The organism is Mycobacterium terramassiliense, assembly GCF_900157385.1.
GTDB lineage: Bacteria > Actinomycetota > Actinomycetes > Mycobacteriales > Mycobacteriaceae > Mycobacterium > Mycobacterium terramassiliense.
Map to the genome: position 1 here is coordinate 967,565 of NZ_LT717700.1, position 15,329 is coordinate 982,893.

Annotated in this window: 16 protein-coding genes and 2 pseudogenes; 5 read left to right on the forward strand and 13 right to left on the reverse strand. The window is 69.7% G+C overall.

Annotation, left to right across the window (positions count from 1 at the left end):
• The first annotated feature begins 16 nt into the window (after positions 1 to 16).
• Positions 17 to 490 (forward strand): NUDIX hydrolase, encoded by a 474-nt coding sequence (locus tag MTAB308_RS12775; protein WP_077099745.1) that lies wholly within the window; start codon positions 17 to 19, stop codon positions 488 to 490.
• Here the strand turns inward: MTAB308_RS12775 and regX are convergent.
• From regX to MTAB308_RS12805, 6 genes are all read right to left on the reverse strand, one after another.
• Positions 487 to 1,170 (reverse strand): two-component sensory transduction protein RegX, encoded by a 684-nt coding sequence (regX, locus tag MTAB308_RS12780; RefSeq protein WP_066917713.1) that lies wholly within the window; start codon positions 1,168 to 1,170, stop codon positions 487 to 489. The genes MTAB308_RS12775 and regX overlap by 4 nt on opposite strands.
• A 49-nt stretch (positions 1,171 to 1,219) precedes the next feature.
• Complete coding sequence (locus tag MTAB308_RS12785; RefSeq protein WP_096866241.1) at positions 1,220 to 2,434, reverse strand: sensor histidine kinase; 1,215 nt, start codon at positions 2,432 to 2,434, stop codon at positions 1,220 to 1,222.
• Positions 2,435 to 2,585: 151 nt separating this feature from the next.
• Complete coding sequence (locus MTAB308_RS12790; protein ID WP_077099746.1) at positions 2,586 to 3,335, reverse strand: phosphoglyceromutase; 750 nt, start codon at positions 3,333 to 3,335, stop codon at positions 2,586 to 2,588.
• Between the two features lie 10 nt (positions 3,336 to 3,345).
• On the reverse strand, positions 3,346 to 3,855 hold the full coding sequence (locus MTAB308_RS12795; RefSeq protein ID WP_077099747.1) for a type III secretion system chaperone family protein: 510 nt from the start codon (positions 3,853 to 3,855) through the stop codon (positions 3,346 to 3,348).
• Positions 3,852 to 5,192 (reverse strand): D-inositol-3-phosphate glycosyltransferase, encoded by a 1,341-nt coding sequence (mshA, locus tag MTAB308_RS12800; protein WP_077099748.1) that lies wholly within the window; start codon positions 5,190 to 5,192, stop codon positions 3,852 to 3,854. The genes MTAB308_RS12795 and mshA overlap by 4 nt, the downstream gene beginning before the upstream one ends.
• A 52-nt stretch (positions 5,193 to 5,244) precedes the next feature.
• Positions 5,245 to 6,555, reverse strand: a complete 1,311-nt coding sequence (locus tag MTAB308_RS12805; RefSeq protein WP_077099749.1) for an ROK family transcriptional regulator — start codon at positions 6,553 to 6,555, stop codon at positions 5,245 to 5,247.
• A gap of 175 nt (positions 6,556 to 6,730) precedes the next feature.
• Between MTAB308_RS12805 and MTAB308_RS12810 the strand changes: the two genes are divergently transcribed.
• Positions 6,731 to 7,480: an SDR family NAD(P)-dependent oxidoreductase gene (locus MTAB308_RS12810; RefSeq protein WP_077099750.1), complete on the forward strand. Its 750-nt coding sequence runs from the start codon at positions 6,731 to 6,733 to the stop codon at positions 7,478 to 7,480.
• Here the strand turns inward: MTAB308_RS12810 and MTAB308_RS12815 are convergent.
• Both MTAB308_RS12815 and MTAB308_RS12820 read right to left on the reverse strand, forming a co-directional pair.
• On the reverse strand, positions 7,464 to 8,840 hold the full coding sequence (locus MTAB308_RS12815; RefSeq protein ID WP_077099751.1) for a L,D-transpeptidase: 1,377 nt from the start codon (positions 8,838 to 8,840) through the stop codon (positions 7,464 to 7,466). The two genes, MTAB308_RS12810 and MTAB308_RS12815, sit on opposite strands and share 17 nt — an antisense overlap.
• 40 nt (positions 8,841 to 8,880) lie before the next feature.
• The gene (locus MTAB308_RS12820) at positions 8,881 to 9,990 is read right to left on the reverse strand and encodes a UDP-N-acetylmuramate dehydrogenase (RefSeq protein WP_077099752.1); all 1,110 of its coding nucleotides are present in this window, start codon (positions 9,988 to 9,990) and stop codon (positions 8,881 to 8,883) included.
• 26 nt (positions 9,991 to 10,016) lie between these two features.
• On the opposite strand from MTAB308_RS12820, the gene MTAB308_RS12825 reads away from it, so the two are divergent.
• The 3 genes and pseudogenes from MTAB308_RS12825 (at position 10,017) to MTAB308_RS12835 (ending at position 12,427) form a co-directional block, all read left to right on the forward strand.
• Positions 10,017 to 10,541 (forward strand): DUF2505 domain-containing protein, encoded by a 525-nt coding sequence (locus MTAB308_RS12825; RefSeq protein WP_077099753.1) that lies wholly within the window; start codon positions 10,017 to 10,019, stop codon positions 10,539 to 10,541.
• Positions 10,542 to 10,551: 10 nt separating this feature from the next.
• Positions 10,552 to 11,394, forward strand: a complete 843-nt coding sequence (locus tag MTAB308_RS12830) for a carbon-nitrogen hydrolase family protein (RefSeq protein WP_077099754.1) — start codon at positions 10,552 to 10,554, stop codon at positions 11,392 to 11,394.
• Positions 11,391 to 12,427: pseudogene (locus MTAB308_RS12835) on the forward strand (LmeA family phospholipid-binding protein). The gene MTAB308_RS12830 and the pseudogene MTAB308_RS12835 overlap by 4 nt, the downstream one beginning before the upstream one ends.
• A gap of 13 nt (positions 12,428 to 12,440) precedes the next feature.
• Here MTAB308_RS12835 and deoC read toward each other — a convergent pair.
• From deoC to MTAB308_RS12860, 5 genes and pseudogenes are all read right to left on the reverse strand, one after another.
• Positions 12,441 to 13,136, reverse strand: coding sequence for a deoxyribose-phosphate aldolase (gene deoC, locus MTAB308_RS12840; protein ID WP_077099755.1), 696 nt, complete (start codon positions 13,134 to 13,136; stop codon positions 12,441 to 12,443).
• Positions 13,136 to 13,552: a DUF2599 domain-containing protein gene (locus MTAB308_RS12845; RefSeq protein WP_077099756.1), complete on the reverse strand. Its 417-nt coding sequence runs from the start codon at positions 13,550 to 13,552 to the stop codon at positions 13,136 to 13,138. The genes deoC and MTAB308_RS12845 overlap by 1 nt, the downstream gene beginning before the upstream one ends.
• 4 nt (positions 13,553 to 13,556) lie before the next feature.
• Entirely contained in the window at positions 13,557 to 13,820 is a 264-nt protein-coding gene (locus tag MTAB308_RS12850; protein WP_082958525.1) for a DUF2516 family protein, read from the reverse strand.
• Between the two features lie 127 nt (positions 13,821 to 13,947).
• Entirely contained in the window at positions 13,948 to 14,538 is a 591-nt protein-coding gene (gene hbhA / locus MTAB308_RS12855) for a heparin-binding hemagglutinin HbhA (protein ID WP_077100166.1), read from the reverse strand.
• 290 nt (positions 14,539 to 14,828) lie between these two features.
• Positions 14,829 to 15,267, reverse strand: a pseudogene (locus MTAB308_RS12860) (helix-turn-helix domain-containing protein).
• Between the last annotated feature and the right edge of the window lie 62 nt (positions 15,268 to 15,329).

A 15,329-nucleotide genomic window follows, 5' to 3' on the forward strand; every position in this document is an offset into this window, starting at 1 on the left:
GATTCACACTCGATGCGTGCCGATCCCCGACTTCATCGTTGAGCTTCGTCGCGCCGTTGGCACCGCGCCGTTATGGCTGCCCGGCGTCACGGCGGTCACGATCCGCGACCGAAAAGTATTGCTGGTCAGGCGCGCGGATAACGGCGCCTGGACGGCGGTGACAGGGATCGTCGAGCCTGGGGAGAACCCGGCGGATTGTGCGGCCCGCGAAGTGAGCGAAGAAACCGGAGTCTGCGCGCGGGCCACTCGCCTGGCGTGGGTGCACGTGACCCGCCCGGCCGTACACGCCAACGGCGACCAAGCCCAGTATCTGGATCATGTGTTCCGCATGCAGTGGCTCTCGGGCGAGCCCTTCGCGGCCGACGACGAGTGCACCGCGGCGGGGTGGTTCGACCTCGACCGGCTGCCGCCGATGACGGCGGACATGCGCCGGCGTATCACGTTGAGCGACACCGACGACGAGCGGACCGTCTTCGATACGAACTCTTAGCCCTCGAGCTTGTAGCCCAATCCCCGCACCGTCACCAGGTGCACCGGGTTGGCCGGGTCCGCCTCGATCTTGGACCGCAGCCGCTTGACGTGAACGTCGAGCGTCTTGGTGTCACCGACGTAATCGGCACCCCAGACCCGGTCGATCAGCTGCCCGCGGGTCAGCACCCGCCCGCTGTTGCGCATCAGGTATTCGAGCAGGTCGAATTCCTTGAGCGGCAACGTGATCGTGTCGCCGTTGACCGAGACGACGTGGCGTTCGACGTCCATCCGGACCGGCCCGGACTCCAGCACGCCGTCGCTGATCTCGGAGTCGTCGTCGCCGCCCCGGCGCAGCACCGCGCGGATGCGCGCGATCAACTCGCGCGCCGAATAGGGCTTCGTGACATAGTCGTCCGCGCCCAGCTCGAGGCCGACAACCTTGTCGATTTCGCTGTCGCGCGCGGTCACCATGATCACCGGCACGCTGGAGCGGGCGCGCAACTGCTTGCACACGTCGGTGCCCGACATGCCAGGCAGCATCAGGTCGAGTAGCACGATGTCCGCGCCGGCGCGATCGAACTCGGCAAGCGCCGCGGGGCCGTCGGTCATCACCGTGGCCTCAAAGCCTTCCTTGCGCAACAGGAATGCCAGCGGATCGGCCAGCGACTCCTCGTCCTCCACGATCAAGACACTGGTCATGCGCGCAACTCCTCCTCATCGCGATGCTCTGCATCGTCGTAAGCGCGGGTCATCTACTTAGTTCTTCCTCTCGTTGTGACCTGTTGGGCCGCACCTCACGGCCCAGCGGTTGCTCGGGTTCCTCGTCCTTGTAGGCCGGAATGGACAGGGTGAACGTCGACCCGGTGCCCGGCTTGCTCCACACGCCGATGCTGCCGTTGTGGTTGGCCGCAACGTGTTTGACGATGGCCAGGCCCAACCCGCTGCCGCCGGTGGCCCGCGAACGCGCCTTGTCGCCGCGGAAGAATCGCTCGAAGACCCGCTCCTGGTCTTCCAGGGGAATGCCGATGCCGCGGTCGGTCACGGCGATCTCGATGTTGTCACCCCGGCGGCGGCGGCTGATCGAAACCGGCGATCCCGGAGGCGAATAGGCGATCGCGTTGGACACCAGGTTGGCCAGCGCGGTCACCAGCAGCGTTTCGTCGCCCAGCACCCGCAGGCCGCTGGGCGCGTCGGTGCGGACCTCGATGTCGGCGTTGTCGGCCGCCACCTTGTGGCGCGCAATCGCCTCGGACACAACGGTGTCCACCTCGACCTCGGTCACGTTGGGCAACGGATCGGCACCCTGCAGCCGGGACAGCTCGATCAGCTCGGCGACCATGTCCCCCAGCCGGTTGGCCTCGACGAGAACCTTTTCGGCGAAGCGGCGGACGGTTTCGGAATCATCGGCCGAGGCCAGCAGCGCCTCGGCCAGCAGGGCCATGGCCCCCACCGGGGTCTTGAGCTCGTGGCTGACGTTGGCCACGAAATCGCGCCGGGTCGCCTCCATCCGGGCGTAGTCGGACTGGTCGTGGACGAAGACCACCGCGAACCGGCGGTCCTCTTCGCTGAGCAGGCGCGCCTGCCCGTGCACCGACAGCCCGGAGCGCCCCGGTCCGCGCTTCGGCGGCCGCAGATCGAACTCGACGTCGACGCCGGTGAGCGCCTGCTGCGCGGCCTGCCAGGCCTGGTTGTCGAGCTGGCGATCGCGCACCAGGCCCAATTCCTTGGCCCGCTCGTTGAGGTAGACGACGTCGCGGTGGGAGTCCACCACCGCGGCCCCCAGCGGCATCAGCGCCACGATGCGCTGCAGCATCTGCGCGACGGTGATCCCCGTCCATTCGGTGGAGGATTGCTGGCGGCGTTCGACCGCCCGCGGCGCCAGCCGGGCCCCGACCGCAACCCCTGCGGCCAGCGCCAGCACTGCCAAGACCCCGGCCAGCAACAGCGCCGAGAACACAGTCACATACAAAATCCTACAAATCTGGTGAACGCTGCCCTAGCGGAGCGAGGCCAAAATCGGACAAGTCACACCTTACGCAACAGGTGTTCCGCTCCCGTTCACTCGATGTTTGGCGAACAGGCCTTTAAACCCGCGTCCGGGCCTGCGAACCCGGTCAGGCCCTTCCCTGGCCGGCAACCGCTGCGGCGCCCGCCGCGGCCGCCTCCGGGTCGAGGTAGGTACCGCCCGGCAGCACCGGCCGCAGGTCGGCATCAAGGTCGTAGCGCAGCGGGACGCCGGTCGGGATGTTGAGCCCCACGACCTCGTCGTCGGACATCCCGTCCAGGTACTTGACCAGGGCCCGCAGCGAGTTGCCGTGCGCGACGATCAGCACCGCCTTGCCGGCCCGCAGGTCCGGGACGATGACGTCGGTGAAGTACGGCAGGAAACGCACCACCACATCGGCCAGGCATTCGGTCAGCGGGCCACCGCCGATGTTGGCGTAGCGAGGGTCGGTGTCCTGGCTGAATTCGCTGCCGCGCTCGATCGGCGGGGGCGGCGTGTCGTAGCTGCGCCGCCAAGCCATGAACTGTTCCTCGCCGTAGCGCTGCTTGGTTTCGGCCTTGTTGAGACCCTGCAGGGCGCCGTAGTGGCGTTCGTTGAGCCTCCAGCTGCGCCGCACCGGGATCCACAGCCGGTCGGCGGTGTCCAGCGCCAGGTGCGCGGTGGTGATCGCCCGCCGCAGCAACGAGGTGTAGAGCACGTCGGGCAACAGGGCGTGTTCGGTGAGCAGCTCGCCGCTGCGCACCGCCTCGGCCCGGCCCCTCTCGGTCAAGTCGACGTCCACCCACCCGGTGAACTGGTTGCTTGCGTTCCATTCGCTCTCGCCGTGGCGCAGCAGCACCAGCGTGGCCGTGTCTTCCATGTCGGCTAGCTTATTCGTCGTCTTCGTCGATCAGGTGGGCGAACGCCTGCAGGTTCTTCAGCGACTCCCCGCGAGACACCCGCCACTCCCACTCTTTCTGGATCGACGAACGAAAACCCAACTCCAGCAAGGTATTAAAGTCGGAGTCCACCGCCTCGAGCACCTGCCCGAGCACCCGGTCGATCTCGTCGGCGTCGACCGACGCCAGCGACATGCGGCCCACCAGGTAGATGTCGCCGACGTTGTCCAGCGTGTACGCCACCCCGTACAGCCGGCGATTGCGCCTGAGCAAAAACCGGTAGACGCCCTCGTGGTTCTCGTCGGGCTTGCGGCACACGAACGCCTCCACGCGCACCGAATGCTCGCCGATGGTCAGGATGGTGTTGGTCTTGAGCTTGCGCTCACCGGGCAGTTCCACCACGAGGCCCGGCAGCCCGCCGTGGGCCCCGGGGAATTCCGAATAGGTCAGCCCGCTGGCCCGCAGCGTGTGCTCGATCACGGCCTGCACGGTCGCATTCACGCGCCCACCCCGCGACGGGTGGTCCAGCGGCGCGGCTTGCGCATCGCGGCGCGGTCCGGTTTCGCGCCGTACCGGCGCTGCCGCAGGGCGGTGAAGTCGCCGATCGCGCGCCGATAGCTGGCCAGCAGCGCGTCGGTGGTGTTGTCCCAGGAGAAGGTGGCCGCGTGCGCGGCGGCCGCGCGGCTCATCGCGTCGGCCCGCGCCGCGTCGAGCCGCAGCAGCCGATCCAGGGCATCGGCCCAGTCGCCGACGTCATGCCCGGCCACCAGGGTGCCGGAGATCCCGTCGCGCACCGCCACCGGCAGACCGCCGACCGACGCGGCCACCACGGGGGTGCCGCAGGCCTGCGCCTCGATGGCGACGAGCCCGAAAGACTCCGAATAACTGGGCACCGCAACAAGATTGGCCGCCTGAAACAGGGTGGCCAGGTCCGGGCGGGACTGCGGCGGCAGGAACGTCACCCGGTCGGCGATGCCGAGATCGTCGGCCAGCCTGACCAATCCGTCCGGCGAGGCCAGGCCGCTGCCCGACGGGCCGCCGGCCACCACGACCCGCAGCCCGGGGAGTTTGGCCGCCGCGCGCAGCACGATGTCGGGGGCCTTCAGCGGCTGGATCCGCCCGACGAAGGCCACCAGGTCGCCGTCCAGCGGCAGCCCCAGCGCGGCCCGGGCCGCCCGGCGATCGCCCGGGCGGAACACGTCCAGGTCCACCCCGGGGTGGACCACATCGATCCGCCCAGGATCGGCGTGGTGGATCGAAATCAGTTGCCTGGCTTCGTCATCGGTGTTGACGATCAGCCGGTCCGCCTCGTCGACGACCTGCTGCTCCCCCACGGTGCGCAGCGGCGGCTCGGGCGCGTCCCCGTCGGCCAGGGCCGCGTTTTTCACCGCCGCGAGCGTGTGGGCGGTGTGCACCAACGGCACCGCCCAGCGGTCCCGGGCCAGCCAGCCGACCTGCCCGGACAACCAGTAGTGGGAATGCACGATGTCGTAGTGCCCCGGTTCGTGTGACGCCTCGGCGCGCAGCACCGCGGCCGCGAACGCGCACAGCTGCGTCGGCAGGTCGTATTTGTCCAGGCCCTCGAAGGGCCCCGCCACCACGTTGCGGACCAGCACGCCCGGCGCCACGTGAGCCACCGGCGGATCCGCCGACGCGGTGGCCCGGGTGAAGATCTCCACCTCGATGCCACGCCGCGCCAGGTGCAACGCCGTTTGCAGCACGTAGACGTTCATGCCCCCGGCGTCGCCGGTTCCCGGCTGGGCCAAAGGCGAGGTGTGCACCGCCAGGACCGCAACCCGGCGCGGGTCGCTGCGCCGGAGGACGTCGTCGTGCCGCACTCCTTCATCTTTACAGGACGGGCCGCGACCCGGCCGAAGGACGCCGTTCGCGCTAAGCGGACGACTCGTCGGCGGCGACCTCCCGCAGCCGGGACTGCAGCGCCCCGGCCCGCCGCATCGCGGCCAGCGGGTCCGCGTACAGGCCGCCCAGCGACACCGTCCCGGCCCCGGCCTCCTGGACCCGGTTGCCGAACGCGGTGACGCGGATATCGCGCGGGGGCAGCACCGAGCGGCCGGCGAACGCCTCCTCCACCTGGCCCATCGCCTCGGGGTACTCGGTGAAAGCCTGGCCGCCGACCACCAGCTCGTCGGGGTTGAGCATGTCGCGCAGCAACGCGACCGCCTCGCCGAGCACCCGGGCCCGCTCGGCCAGCAGGTCCTTCGCCGGCTGATTGCCCGACCGCGCCAGCCGCAGCAGGTCGGTCATCGCGGTGGTGGCCCCGGCGATGCGGGTCGCCGGTGGGACGTCGGGCAGGATCTTCAGGCGCCGCGCGGCGGCCAGCACCGCCTCGTCGCTGACGGTGGACTCCAGCTGGCCGGTGCCGCCGAGCAGCTCGGAGTGGGCGGGCAGCGCCGCGATGGTGCCCGGCCCGCTCGTGGGGCAGTGCACCCGCCCGCCGATCACCAGCGCATAGCCCACGGTCTCGCGGGCGTAGACGTACAGGCTCGTCGGCGAACTCGGCGCGAACCGCCGCAGGCCGAGCAGCAGCTCGGCGCCCGCCATCGCGTCGACGTGCGAGGCCACCGACAACGGCAGGCCCAGCGCGTCGGCCAGCACGGGGCCGACGGGCGCCTGCCGCCACCCGAGGCGGGGGGGGTCGACGAGGCCGGTGGCGCCGTCGACGGTGCCGCCGATCGCCACCCCGACCCAAAGCGGGCGGCGCCGGTGCCAGCGTTGCAGGTACTTCGAGGCGCTCTCGGCCAGCGACGCCAGCGCCGGCCCGGCGGGCGACAGCGGCGTCGGGGTCTCGACGGTGTCCAGCGTGCGGCCGAACAGGTCGGTGGCCACGATGCTGGTGGTGCGCGCGCCGACGTGGATGCCCAGCGTCACGAACGGTTCGTGGTTGATCTCCACCGGCACCCGCGGGCGCCCGATGGCCCCGGAAACGGCCAGGTCAGCGCGTTCCCGCAGCAGGCCCGCGTCCAGCAGGGCGATGACCTGGCGGTTCACCGTGGCGATGCTCAGGGAGGTGACGGCCGCGATGACGTCGCGGCCCACGGGGCCGCGCAGCCGGACGGCCCGGAAGACGGACGCCGCCGCCGAGTCCGAGATATGTAAGGCCGGCGGCAGGATCTGGCGGTGCATCCGCGGGTGGCCTTTGCGGCTAAGGGAATGGTGGCTACGGGTAAGGGTAGTGCGCATGGGTGTCCTTTTGTGCGAGTTCCTGATGGCCGGCTTCGGCCACACCTGAAAGTCAGGAGCGGCAAAGTGCGCGGCAACAACACGCACCCGCCGCGCACAGACACGCGGCGGTGTTGTTGATCAGGGCGCCAAGGAGCACCCCGAGAATTTAGCACGTTCACTAGAGTTGTTCCGTGTGAATGCAGCTCGGGGGCATCAACGGGTCGCGGTGGTTACCGGTGCCAGTTCGGGCATCGGTGAAGCGACCGCGAAAACCCTTGCGGCGCAGGGGTTCCACGTGGTCGCGGTGGCCCGCCGAGCGGACCGGCTCACGGCGCTGGCCGACGAGATCGGCGGCACCGCAATTGTGGCCGACGTCACAGACGACGGTGCGGTGGACGCGCTGGCCGCCGAATTGAGCCGGGTCGATGTATTGGTCAACAACGCCGGTGGCGCCTGGGGGCTGGAATCCGTCGCCGACGCCGACCTCGGGCACTGGCAATGGATGTGGGAGACCAACGTGCTGGGCACGCTGCGGGTCACCCGGGCACTGCTGCCCAAGCTGATCGATTCCGGTGACGGCCTCATCGTCACGGTCACCTCGGTCGCGGCCATGGAGACCTACGACGGCGGCGCCGGCTACACCGCGGCCAAGCACGCGCAGGGCGCGCTGCACCGCACGCTGCGCGGTGAGCTACTGGGAAAACCCGTGCGGCTCACCGAGATTGCGCCGGGGGCGGTCGAAACCGAGTTTTCGCTGGTGCGTTTCGACGGCGACCAACGGCGCGCGGACGCCGTCTACAGCGGGCTCACGCCGTTGGTGGCGGCAGACGTCGCCGAGGTGATCGGGTTCGTCGCCTCGCGGCCGTCCCACGTGGACCTGGACCTGATCGTCATCAAGCCGCGCGACCAGGCCAGCGCGACGCGGTTCAACCGCCGGGGCTAGGCGATGTCGTCGTCGTGGTGGTGGTGGTGGGCGTGCCCGACAGCGTGGGCGCGTTCGACGGGGTGACCGGCGCGGTGACCGGAATCTGGGTGGCCGGCGGGTGCGCCGTCGGAGGCGGCAGCGCCGACATCGCCACCCAGGTGTCCCAGTCGACGGCCCAGTCCCAGATGTCGCCGTCGGAGTAGGACAGCTGGATCGAGCTCCCGGTGACCTCGACCGGGTCGCCGTAGATCGCGGTGCGGTAGTACTGCTCGGCGTCGGACGTCGACAGGTTGATGCAGCCGTTGGTGACGTTGCTGTTGCCCTGCGCGCCGGAGCTGGCCGGGTTGGCGTGGATGAACTCCCCGTTGTTCGAGATCCGCACCGCCCAGCGCTCGTGGGCGTTGGTGTAGCCGGCTGCCGGGTTGGACATGTAGAAGTCGGCGTACTTTTCGGTGACCACGTGGACGCCGTTGCGGGTGACGTTGCGCGCCTTGTCGGCCTCCCCGTAGCTGCAGGGGAAGTCCATGATGACGCCGGCGTCGGTGACGACCTGGATGCGGTGCGAGGTGACCTCGGCCTTCACCACCTGCCGGCGACCGATCTGGATGTGCAACGAGATGTCGTCGGCACCGAAGGCGCCGTCGCCGAACGGCCGCCCGTAGAGCTTGGCGTCGACGTTCACGGTGGTACCGGCCGGGTAGTACTCGCGGGTGCGGTAGTGCACGCGCGCACCCTGCGCCTCGTCGGGCAGCCAGGCCCAGCTGCCCTCGACGGGCGGGTCGGTGGTGACGGTGAGCGCCTTCTCCACCGACGCCTTGTCGCTGATCGGGGAATCGAACTGGATGATGATCGGCGCGGCCACGCCGACGGTCTGGCCGTCGGCCAGCTGGAACGCCCCACTGATCTTCTTGCTCGGCGACACGGTGGTGAACTTGCCGCTCACCGGGACCGCCTTGCCGTTGTGGCCGACGGCCGAGCCGCTCCACGTGTAGGTGGAGTCGTAGCCCAGCGGCTCGGTGGTGGTGTAGACGGTGCGGTCCTGATTGAAGGCACCGGCGACCACCTTGCCCGACGAGTTAGTCAACGTCACCTTCTGGAACCAGCCGTCGGTCACCTGGACGCTGATCGGGGCGATCGGCACCACATCGGCGGCGGCCGGGGTATCCAGGGCCGGCGCGAACTTCAGCTGCGGCGCCGGCGGCTCCTTCTTCTCGGCCTGTTTGTTGGCCGCGGTGCCGGCGCAGGCGGCCAATACGCTGGGGGCAAACACGCCGAGTCCCAGGGCCGCCAGGGCCAAGCGCCGGTTGACCGGCGGAGGGGAACTGGATGTGCTCACGACAATTAAAGATACCGTGAGAGAAGACCCCCACCCCGCCATGACAATTCGGGCCCGGCGCCCGGATTCACGCGATTTGCGGCTACAGCCTGCAACCGACCAGGACAGGCTCCGGCTCCAGTGTGATACCAAACACAGCGCGGACTCCGTCACGTACCGCCCGGGCCAGCGCGATTACGTCCCCGGCGGTGGCGCCTCCGCGGTTGGTCAGCGCGAGCGCGTGCTTGGTCGACAGCCGGCACGGCGCTTCGGGGCCGCCCGGATCCGGCTCCGGATACCCCTTGCCGAAGCCCGCCCGCTCCACCAGCCACCCCGCCGCCAGCTTGACGCCGTCCGGCGCCGGGTAGTGCGGAACCGGTCCCTGGACACCATCGGCCAGCCGCTCGTAGGCCTCCGGGGAGACCACCGGGTTGGTGAAGAACGAACCCACGCTCCAGGTGTCGTGGTCTGAAGCGTCGAGCACCATGCCCTTGCGGCGCCGCAGCCTCAGCACCGCCTCGCGGACGGCCTTCGGCTCGGCGCGCTCGCCGCTGGTCGCGTTCAGCGCGGCGGTCAGCTCGCCGTAGCGCAACGGCGCGCTGCGGCCCGAGGGGTCCAGCGCGAACTCGACTTCCAGTACCACCCAAGGGATTTCGCGCCCCGCGTGGGAGGCCCGCTTGAAGGCGCTGGTGCGGTAACCGAAGCCCAGCTCGCCGGCCGGCACCCAGCGCGCCTCGCCGCGGTCGCGATCCAGCACCCGAACCCGGGTGATGGTGTCGGACACCTCCGCCCCGTAGGCCCCGACGTTCTGCACCGGCGTGGCCCCGGCCGACCCGGGGATGCCGGACAGGCATTCCAGCCCGCCCAACCCGCGCTCGATGGCCGTGACCACCACGTCGTCCCAGACGGCGCCCGCCTCGGCGCGGACCACGTCGCCGTCGACGGTGATGGCGGCGTTGGCGAGGCGCACCGCGGTCAGGTCGGCCACCCCGTCGCCGACCACGAGGTTGGAGCCGCCGGCAAACACCAGCACCGGCCCGCCGCCGGATTCGGTGTCCAGCTGCCGGAGCACGGCAACGACCTGTTCGGTGCTGGTGCAGGTGATCAGGCGCCGCACGACGGGCCCGAGCCGCAACGTGGTCAACGGTGCCAGCGGCGCCGCCTCATCGACGCGCGCGCCGGCGAACAGCGCACCGGCACCGCTCGATTTCATGGGCCGTAACGGTAGCCTGGCCAGCTATGCCGCATTCATTCGAGTTGTCGGCCGACTACGAGGAGAGCGTCGAAGAGGTCCATCGCGCCTTCTACGAGGAGGGGTACTGGCGGGCCAGGCTGGCCGACATTGAGGTCGACGAAGCGCGGCTGGAGTCGATGCGGGTCGGCGGCGAGTCCGGGCAGGACGGCTCCGTCGAGGTGGTCACGCTGCAGGTGGTGCGCAGCCACAACCTGCACGCCGTCGTCAAGCAGCTGCACCGGGGCGACATCTGCATCAGACGCAAGGAGACGTGGGGGCCCCTCGTCGACGGCACCGCCACGGGCTCGATCGTGGTCACGATCCTGGACACCCCGGTCCACGTGTCGGGCCCGGGAGAGCTGTCGCCGATCGCCGGCTCCGGCGGCGCCCGGCTGACTTCCCGGATCACCGTCCAGGTGCGGGTCCCCATCATCGGCGGCAAGGTGGAGAGGCTCATCGGCGCCCAGCTGGACGAGCTGGTGAGCCGGGAAAAACGCCTGACCACCGAGTGGATCGCCAACAACGCCTAGGCTGGCGCCCATGCGAATCGCCTTGGCGCAGATCCTCAGCGGCAGCGATCCGGCCGCGAACCTGCGGCTGGTGCGCGAGTACACGCGCGGGGCCGCCGACGCGGGCGCCGCGCTGGTGGTCTTCCCGGAGGCGACCATGTGCCGTTTCGGCGTCCCGCTGGCACCGGTCGCCGAGCCGGTCGACGGGCCCTGGGCGGACGGGGTGCGCGGGATCGCGACGGAGGCCGGGATCACCGTGATCGCCGGCATGTTCACCCCCGCCGGCGACGGGCGGGTGACGAACACGCTCATCGTGGCCGGCCCCGGCGCGCCCAACCGGCCGGACACCCATTACGACAAGATCCACCTCTACGACGCCTTCGGCTTCACCGAGTCGCGCACCGTCGCGCCCGGCCACGAGCCGGTGGTGGTCGACATCGACGGGGTCCGGGTGGGATTGAGCGTTTGCTACGACATCCGCTTTCCGGCGCTCTACACCGAGTTGGCCGCGCGCGGTGCGCAGCTGATGGTCGTTTGCGCGTCCTGGGGCTCGGGACCGGGCAAGCTCGAGCAGTGGACGCTCCTGGCCCGGGCCCGGGCGCTGGATTCGATGAGCTACGTCGCGGCCGTCGGCCAGGCTGACCCCGGCGAGACCCTGACAAAGTCGGGGTCCGCTTCGGGCGCACCGACGGGCGTCGGCGGCAGCCTGGTGGTCTCGCCGCTGGGCGGGGTGGTCGCCGCCGCCGGCGAAAACCCGCAGCTCATCGTGGCCGACATCGACGTCGACGAGGTGGCCAAGGCCCGCGAAACCATTGCGGTGCTGCAAAACCGCTCCGACTTTGCTCGGATGGATAGGGCAGAATCGGTTGGGTGACGAACCCACAAGGCCCCCAGGGACCACCAAACGAGGGCCCTTCGACCTGGGCCCGTCCCGGCAACCATCCATTCGGCCAGCCCCCGACCGAGCGCCCCACCGAGCGGATCAGCACGGGCGGACCGGCCCAGGCTCCGCCGCCCGTGGCTCCCAGTCAGCAGAGCGCCCAGACCGAGCAGTTGGGTGTCGCCAACCCCAACCCGCCGCGTCCTGGCTACGCCCCATCCCGCCCGCGGGACCGACGGAAAAGCTGGCCACCCCGAACGAAGAGCCGGCACCGGTGAAAAGAAAACGACGCTTCCTTCGCGACCCGCTGTCCATCCTGTTGATCTGCATCATCGTGTTCGCGCTGCTCATCGCGGGACTGGTCGGGGGCGAGCTGTACGTCCGTCACGTGGCGGACACCAAGGTGGCCCAGGCGGTGGCGTGCGAGGTGAAGGACCAGGCCACCGCCTCCTTCGGCGTGACGCCGCTGATGCTGTGGCAGCAGATGACCAAGCACTACACCAACATCTCGGTGCAGACCGCCGGCAACAACATTCGCGACGCCAAGGGCATGAAGCTCAACCTCAACATCCGCGACGTCCGGCTGCAGTCGAGCGCCAACTCGAAGGGCACCATCGGCTCGCTGGACGCCACCATCAGCTGGACCAGTGATGGCATCAAGCAGTCGGTGCAGAACGCGATCCCGGTGCTGGGTCCCTTCGTCACCAACAGCGTGACCACTCACCCGGCCGACGGCACGATCGAGTTGAAGGGCATGCTCGACAACATCACGGCCAAGCCGGTGGTGTCCGGCACCGGGCTGCAACTGCAGATCGTCAGCTTCAACGCGCTCGGCTTCACCATGCCGAAGGAGTCGGTGCAGTCGACGCTGGACGACTTCACCGCGCAGTTCACCAAGAACTATCCGCTCGGCATCCACGCCGACAGCGTGCAGGTCACCGATACCGGTGTGACAAGCCACTTTTCGACGCAGAACGCCAGCATCCCGAACGACAACAGCAACGACCCCTGCTTTGCCAACCTCTGAGCCCCTACGGGTGCTAGCGGTCCCCGCCGAGCCCGTCGAGCACGGCACGGCTTCCCGATAGTCCGAGCCGGGTCGCGCCGGCGTCCACCATCGCAAGGGCGTCGGCGGCGGTGCGGATGCCGCCGCTGGCCTTGACGCCCATCCGCCCGCCGACGGCCTCGGCCATCAGGGCGACGGCCTGAACCGACGCCCCGCCCGCGGGATGAAACCCGGTCGAGGTTTTGACGAAGTCGGCACCGGCGTCCTCGGCGGCGAGGCACACGTCGGTGAGCGTGCGCCCGCCGGCCCGGCCCAGCAGCACCGCGGACTCCACGATGACTTTGAGCACGGCCCGGGGTGCCGCGGCCCGCACCGCCTCGATGTCGGAACGCACGGCGAGGATCTCGCCGGCCAGCGCGGCGCCGACGTCGATGACCATGTCGACCTCGCCGGCACCGCACGCCACGGCCCGCGCGGCCTCGTGCGCCTTGACCTCCGACACGTGCTTGCCCGACGGGAAACCCACCACGGCCGCCACCGGCATCGCGGCGCCGGCCTCTAGCGCCTTGAGGGCGGCCGGCACCATCGACGGCGAGACGCACACCGCGTACACACCCAGCTCGGCGGCCTCGGCGACCAGCGCCGCCACGTCGGCGCGGGTGGCCTCGGGTTTGAGCAGGGTGTGGTCGATCAGGGCCGCCAGCTGGGCCCGCGTGGGTTGCCCCGCCATCAGAACGCTGCTTCGGGGCCGCCGGGGTTGCATCCGGTGGCCATCATGTCCGCGTCGTCGACCACCGGGCGCCAGGGCTCCAGGTTCCAGCTGGTCTTGCCCGGTTGCACCAGCTCGGCGAACTGCCAATGGCACACGAACTGCGCGCGCATTCCGGCGGTGTCGGCGTCCGGCGACAGCGCGAGCACCTCGGCCCAGGCCTCGTCCGCGTCCGCCGCGACGAAGGGCCGCCCGGCGGCCATCCGGCCCGATGGTGTCGGAAAGACACGCAGGCTGGGCAGGCCCCGCCAGTGCGCCCACTGGGTGTGGTCGATGAAAGGAGGCGCGGGGGTGGCGTCGGCCCGAGCGGGGCTCGCCACCGGCAGCGGGGTCAGCAGGGCGACCACCACCGCCGGCGCGGCCAGCAGGGCTCTCATGCCGCTAGCGCGACTTACCCTGTATCTCAAGCAGTTTGGGCCGCACGTCGACCAGGTAGACCCCGGCCGCGCAGGCGGCGATCGCCATCCCGAGCACGCCGAAAACGAAACTCAGCAGCGATGTCAGCAGCACGGCCAAGCCGAGAATCACCAACCACACCGGCTTGGTCAGCTTGTCTGCGGCGGTATAGGCGTCGGGTCGCTGCAGCGCCGCGTGCACAAACGCGTACACCGCCGTCAGCGCGACGGCGATCTGCAGGGCGAACATGACGATGGTCACGGCGTGGGTCACCCATCAAGGGTATGCGGGCGGCCCGTGAAACGTCGACTCCGAGTCGCCCCGGGGGGCAACTCGGAGTCGAGTGTCGTGCACCGAGCATCAGCTCGGCGCCGGATTACTTCTGGGTGACCTTCTTGGCGGACGCCTTCTTGGCCGGGGCCTTCTTGGCCGCCGCCTTCTTCACGGGCGCCTTCTTGGCCGGGGCCTTCTTGGCCGGGGCCTTCTTGGGCAGGTCGATGCCGACCAGCTTGGCCGCCCGCTCACCGACCGCGCGGGTCTGCGATGCGACGGTGCCGAGCGCCTCCTGGGTCAGCTCGACGGCCTGGTCCACGTAGCCCTCGGCGCGCGCCGACGCGTCCTCGAAGGGCCGCTGGCTGCGCAGCCGCTCCAGGGCGGACTCGCCACGCTCGACCAGCTCGTTGTACCGGCTGGTGGCGGCCTCCAGGTAGCCCTCGGCGGCCTTGCGCAGCTCGTCGGAGGTGAACCGCTCGCGCAGCTCGGTGAACTGCTCGGGCAGGTCCTCCTGAAGCTTCGACAGGCGCGCGCGGCGCTCCTCGACCCGGCTGCGGGTCTCGCTGCGGGTCTCCTCGGCACGCTCACGGATGCTGGCGATCAGGTCGTTGACGGTGGCCAGGGCCAGGTCGGCGGCGCCCAGCGCCGCCAGCAACGGGGCCCGCAGGTCCTCGACGTTCGGGTTTTCAGCCATGGTGTTTCCTTTCATGATTTGTTTTGTTATCGGGGTTACTGATTGCTATTGAGCTTTGATGTGTAAAGGAAGGGCAAGCGTCGGCGTCCTCGGTCGGAGAGGACTAGTCAAGACCCGCGTATTGACGTGGCACTCAACTTGCCGGGGGAACCTCCTGGTTGATCGGGTCGGCTGATCGAGTTCGCATCGCGGTCAGGCGCCCAAGGTCCGGTCATCAAACCCCTTCCCCTGGGTAACCGTGCGGCCCGGCAGATATACGTCAGGCGGCCACGGGCGCGATACGAAAGCCCTTAGTCGGCGGCTGGCCGGCGTAGCGGGCGATCACTCGTCGCTGTCGGATTCGCTCGGACACTCCTCGAAAATCGATTCGTTCTGCTGGGTGAACGACGCGTAGATCTCCAGCAGGATCTGCTTCTGACGCTCGGTGATCGACGTGTCGGTGATGATGGCGTCGCGCACCTGACTTTTATCGCTGGGCTCGAGGATCCCGGCCCGCACGTAGAGCACCTCGGCCGAAACCCGCAACGCCTTCGCGATCTGGCTCAGGACGTCGGCGGACGGCTTCCGCAATCCGCGCTCCACCTGGCTCAGGTAAGGGTTGCTGACACCCGACCGCTCGGCGAGTTGGCGCACCGAGACCTGCGCGTTCTCCCGCAGGTCCCGGATGAAGCTGCCGATGTCGGAAGCCGCGGTGGTCACCTTGGCGGAGAGCTTCTCCTCCGACGGCATCGCGCACTCCCTGGGTTGGGCCTCATCCTTACGCGCCCAGAGTACGGCCAAGTGCTTGCTAT

Excerpts from the sequence above, each read along its gene's own strand:
- regX (WP_066917713.1), bottom strand. The coding sequence starts at position 1,170 with ATGACCAGTGTCTTGATCGTGGAGGACGAGGAGTCGCTGGCCGATCCG.
- MTAB308_RS12790 (WP_077099746.1), bottom strand. The coding sequence starts at position 3,335 with ATGGAAGACACGGCCACGCTGGTGCTGCTGCGCCACGGCGAGAGCGAA.
- MTAB308_RS12805 (WP_077099749.1), bottom strand. The coding sequence starts at position 6,555 with ATGCGCACTACCCTTACCCGTAGCCACCATTCCCTTAGCCGCAAAGGC.
- MTAB308_RS12815 (WP_077099751.1), bottom strand. The coding sequence starts at position 8,840 with ATGGCGGGGTGGGGGTCTTCTCTCACGGTATCTTTAATTGTCGTGAGC.
- MTAB308_RS12820 (WP_077099752.1), bottom strand. The coding sequence starts at position 9,990 with ATGAAATCGAGCGGTGCCGGTGCGCTGTTCGCCGGCGCGCGCGTCGAT.
- MTAB308_RS12825 (WP_077099753.1), top strand. The coding sequence starts at position 10,017 with ATGCCGCATTCATTCGAGTTGTCGGCCGACTACGAGGAGAGCGTCGAA.
- MTAB308_RS12830 (WP_077099754.1), top strand. The coding sequence starts at position 10,552 with ATGCGAATCGCCTTGGCGCAGATCCTCAGCGGCAGCGATCCGGCCGCG.
- deoC (WP_077099755.1), bottom strand. The coding sequence starts at position 13,136 with ATGGCGGGGCAACCCACGCGGGCCCAGCTGGCGGCCCTGATCGACCAC.
- MTAB308_RS12845 (WP_077099756.1), bottom strand. The coding sequence starts at position 13,552 with ATGAGAGCCCTGCTGGCCGCGCCGGCGGTGGTGGTCGCCCTGCTGACC.
- MTAB308_RS12850 (WP_082958525.1), bottom strand. The coding sequence starts at position 13,820 with ATGTTCGCCCTGCAGATCGCCGTCGCGCTGACGGCGGTGTACGCGTTT.
- hbhA (WP_077100166.1), bottom strand. The coding sequence starts at position 14,538 with ATGGCTGAAAACCCGAACGTCGAGGACCTGCGGGCCCCGTTGCTGGCG.